This is a genomic window from Pseudomonas agronomica (assembly GCF_025917275.1).
Taxonomy (GTDB): Bacteria; Pseudomonadota; Gammaproteobacteria; order Pseudomonadales; family Pseudomonadaceae; genus Aquipseudomonas; species Aquipseudomonas agronomica.
The window spans coordinates 1-4,161 of record NZ_JAOSHO010000444.1 but is presented as its reverse complement, the minus strand read 5'-3'; the positions used below and the strand labels follow the sequence as shown (position 1 = coordinate 4,161).

4 protein-coding genes are annotated in these 4,161 nt (G+C 62.7%); 2 read left to right on the top strand and 2 right to left on the bottom strand.

Annotation, left to right across the window (positions count from 1 at the left end):
• Positions 1–174 precede the first annotated feature (174 nt).
• A complete protein-coding gene (locus OC610_RS22360; protein ID WP_264430846.1) occupies positions 175–1,038 on the top strand; it encodes a CAP domain-containing protein in 864 nt (287 codons plus the stop codon).
• A 212-nt stretch (positions 1,039–1,250) separates the two neighbouring features.
• On the opposite strand, the gene OC610_RS22355 is transcribed toward OC610_RS22360, so the two are convergent.
• Both OC610_RS22355 and ggt read right to left on the bottom strand, forming a co-directional pair.
• Positions 1,251–1,784, bottom strand: coding sequence for a cysteine hydrolase family protein (locus OC610_RS22355; protein WP_264430845.1), 534 nt, complete (start codon positions 1,782–1,784; stop codon positions 1,251–1,253).
• Between the two features lie 18 nt (positions 1,785–1,802).
• Complete coding sequence (ggt, locus tag OC610_RS22350; RefSeq protein ID WP_264430843.1) at positions 1,803–3,530, bottom strand: gamma-glutamyltransferase; 1,728 nt, start codon at positions 3,528–3,530, stop codon at positions 1,803–1,805.
• A gap of 165 nt (positions 3,531–3,695) precedes the next feature.
• Between ggt and OC610_RS22345 the strand changes: the two genes are divergently transcribed.
• A complete protein-coding gene (locus OC610_RS22345; protein ID WP_264430841.1) occupies positions 3,696–4,127 on the top strand; it encodes a GNAT family N-acetyltransferase in 432 nt (143 codons plus the stop codon).
• The last annotated feature ends 34 nt before the right edge of the window (positions 4,128–4,161 follow it).

Genomic DNA, 4,161 nt, shown 5'->3' with positions numbered 1-4,161 from the left:
GGCGGGAGCAAGCTCCCTCGCCACAAGGACCTCGTGCGGTCCAGACATTATGTATTCGCACACCCTGAAACTAGTTCTGAACGCCGCAGTCCTACCCCAGCCCTGAACAACACGTCCAGGGCTGACCGGCGCCGTTCTGGCGTCAAGGCAATTCCCTCCCGAGCCGTTCGCCCCATGCGCCATTCTGTTCGCTCTCGCCGTTTCGCTTCGCTGTGCCTCACGATCCTGCTTCCTCTGTTCACCAGTCCGGCCCATGCCCGGGGCGAAGGGCAACTGGTAAACGCTATCAACGATTACCGCAGCCAGTCCCAACGGTGTGACTGGCGAAGATTGCGCGCCGCGCCACCCTTGGCTCTGCGCTCGAACCTGGCCTTGCCGATCGGTTTTAGTGGCGGACTGCGCGACGCCCTGAAGGACGTTGGCTATCAAGCCCGCGAAGTGCGCAGCATTCGCCTGACCGACGCACGGGACGCCGACGAGGCCTTTGAGATGCTGGCGGACGAACATTGCGCGGCGCTGCTGGACAATCAATACGCCGACATTGGCGTCAATCGGGTCGGTGATGAGTGGCGCGTGGTGTTGGCGCAGCCCATGGGGGGCGGCACGCGGATAAGCGATGTGGGTGCGTCGGACAAGACGCTGCTGGCCCAGGTCAACGCCGCCAGGGCCAAGCCACGGATGTGCGGGCGCCAGCGCTTTGCCGCCGCTCGACCGTTGAGCTGGAACGCCGCGCTGGGGTCAGCCGCCCTCGGACATAGCCGGGCCATGGCCCGGGGCAATTATTTCGCCCATCGCGACCCGGACGGTCGCTCCACATCCGATCGGGCCAAGGGCGCCGGCTTTCGCGGACATAAGCTGGGCGAGAACATCGCCGCCGGGCAACGCTCGCCGAGCCAGGCCATGGGCGACTGGCTCGCCAGCCCCGGGCATTGCGCCAACCTGATGAACCCGATGTTCACCCAGATGGGCGCCGCGTCCGCCAGCGATCCGAGCAGCGATGCGGGGGTGTACTGGACGATGGTGCTTGGCGCGCCTTGATATTACAGACGCGCACCTGCGTGGCAAGGGAGCTTGCTCCCGCTGGCCTGCACTGTAGGGGCTGCCGAGCGAAGCGAGGCTGCGATCTTTCCAAGGGCACTTGAATATCAAGCGAAAGATCAAAAGATCAAAAGATCAAAAGATCGTCCGAACGCGGCCCGAGCCTCCGCCAGCTCCTACAGAGGCCGGTTGGAGCTTGTGTTCCCTATCGGCTAGAGGCGGATTTTGGCAGCCGGCATCACATCAATCCGCGACACCGCACTGCTCAGCCGCCCGAGTCGATGGTTATGATTGGCGATGATCTGCTCCGCCGTCATGCTGCCGTTGTCCACCGTCGAATGGGCATCAGCGGCCAGGACCACTTCGTACCCCAGGGCATGGGCCTGGCGTACGGTCGCGTTGATGCAGTAGTCGGTTTGCAGCCCGCAGATCACCACGCGATCAATGCTCCGGGCTTGCAACAGTGCCAGCAGGTCGGTCTGGTAGAACGCGTCCGGGGTGGTCTTGCGCACCCGCAAGTCATCAGGCCCGGTGAGCAGGCCGCCGGCAAACTGCCAGGCGGCGCTGCCATGGGCCAGCGAGCCGTCCAGCTCCTCATGCTGGACGAGTATCACCGGCAGGCCGACAGCACGGGCCCTGGCGCTGAGATCGTTGATGGTCTGGACCAGGCGTTGGCTGTCGAAGCATTCCTCCTCGCCAGCACACAGCCCCTCCTGGACATCGATGATCAGCAATGCAGTGCTCATGTTTCCCTCTTCGAATGGTCAATAGCCCAATGACAACCCGGTATTACGGCGTGGATCGTTAGCGCCGTAGAAGCGGTTCTTGCCCACCGGCTTGCCACCCAACGACGGCGCGCCTACCAGGATCGCGGCGATGTGGTTCGGGTCCTGCGGCCCGGCGAACTTATGGCCCCAGCTCTCCAGCAGCTTGAGCGTATCGGGGCTGGCGGCGAAGGTTTCCAGGTTGGTTTCCTCCGGCATCCACTGTTGATGGAAGCGCGGCGCATCCACCGCTTCCTGCAGGTTCATGCCGTAGTCGATCACGTTGAGGATAGTCAGCAAGGTCGCGGTGATGATGCGGCTGCCGCCCGGGGTCCCCACCACCATCACGGTCTTGCCGTCCTTGGTGACGATGGTCGGGCTCATGGACGACAGCGGCGCCTTGCCCGGCGCGATGGCGTTGGCTTCGCCCTGCACCAGGCCGTACATGTTGGGCACGCCGACCTTGGCGGTGAAATCGTCCATTTCGTCGTTGAGGATCACCCCGGTCTTGCTCGCCATCACCCCGGCGCCGAACCAGTCGTTGAGGGTGTAGGTGACGGAGACGGCGTTACCCCACTGATCGACGATCGAATAGTGGGTGGTGTTGCTGCCCTCGTGCGGGGCCACGCCGGGTTTGATCTTGTGGGAATCGCCGGCTTTCTGCGGCTCGATCGCGGCGCGCAGCTTCGCCGCGTAGTTCTTGTCCAGCAGGTGGTCGATGGGGTTCTGGACGAAATCCGGGTCGCCCAGGTAGCTGTTGCGGTCGACGTAGGCGTGACGCATGGCTTCGATCTGGTAGTGCATGCCCTGTGCCGAGTGGAAACCCAGGTCTTTCATCGGATAGCCGTCGAGGATGTTCATGATCTGGCACAGCACCACCCCACCTGAGCTGGGCGGCGGCGCGGAGATGATGTGGTAGCCGCGATAATCGCATTCCACCGGCGCCAGCTCGCGGGTCTTGTACTTGTCCAGGTCAGCCTGGGTGATGATGCCTTTGTTGGCCTGGCTGGACGTGACGATAGCGTCAGCGACCCAGCCTTTGTAGAACCCATCGGCGCCCTTGGTGGAGATTTCCCGCAGCGTCTTGGCGAGGTCCTTCTGCACCAGTTTCTGGCCGGCCTGCATCGGCTCGCCGTCATGCAGGAAGATCGCCCCGGAATCACGCGCATCCTTCTTGAATACATCGGTGGCGGTTTCCAGCAGATCCACGTCGCCCTGTTCCAGGACAAAACCTTCCTCGGCGAACTTGATGGCCGGGGCAATCAGTTCTTCGCGAGGTTTGCTGCCGTATTTCTTCAACGCCAGTTCCATGCCGGACACCGTGCCGGGCACGCCGACCGCCAAGTGCCCGCGCGTGCTGAGTTCGGGAATGACATTGCCGGCCTTGTCCAGGTACATGTCGGCCGTGGCGGCCAGGGGCGCTTTTTCACGGAAGTCCAGGAAGGTCTTGCGGCCATCGGCCATCTGCAAGGTCATGAAACCGCCACCGCCGAGGTTGCCCGCCGCCGGGTAGACCACCGCCAGGGCATAACCCACCGCCACTGCCGCATCGACAGCATTGCCCCCATTCTTGAGCACATCGACGCCAACGTGGGTCGCCAAGTGCTGGGCGGTCACCACCATGCCGTTCTCGGCGGCAACCGGGGCCTGGGACGCAGCGTGGGCAGTCAGACAGCAGAGGGAAAGCGAGGTGGCGATCAGGGGCCGGGCCAGGGATTCGAACTTCATGAGTCGGTCTCTTCTTGTTTTAAGGGTCGGGATCGCTTCAAAAGCACAGACGAGTATGGCTCGGTTTGCGCAATATGCCCGTTTCCCGTCGAGCGGCTTACGTCATCGTCGTCCTTGGGATAGGCTCACTGCGCTTGATCATCCCAATGCACAAGGACATCACTGATGACGCTGCGAATCGAACGCACGGACGCTCCAACCGATGAACAACGCCAGGCCATCCTCGCGCCATTGCGAGCCTATAACGTCGCCCAGACAGGCGGAAGCGCGCCGGAACTGGTCGCCTGGCTGGTGCGCGACGAGCACGACGAAATCGTCGGCGGACTATACGGCCGAGTATTTTTTCGTTGGCTCTATATCGAGTTGCTGGTGGTGCCTGAACAGGCCCGGGGCCAGGGCACAGGCTCGGAATTGATGAAGATGGCCGAACAGCTGGCCAGGGAAAAGGATTGCGTGGGGATCTGGCTCGACACCTTCGACTTCCAGGCCCCGGATTTCTACCGCAGGCTTGGTTTTACCGAGTGCGGCAAGATCGAGGACTATCCACCGGGGCATCAGCGCTTCTTTTTCCAGAAGCGCCTGGATTCCGAAAATTGAAACTCCCCCCTTTGGGAGCGAGCTTGCTCGCGAT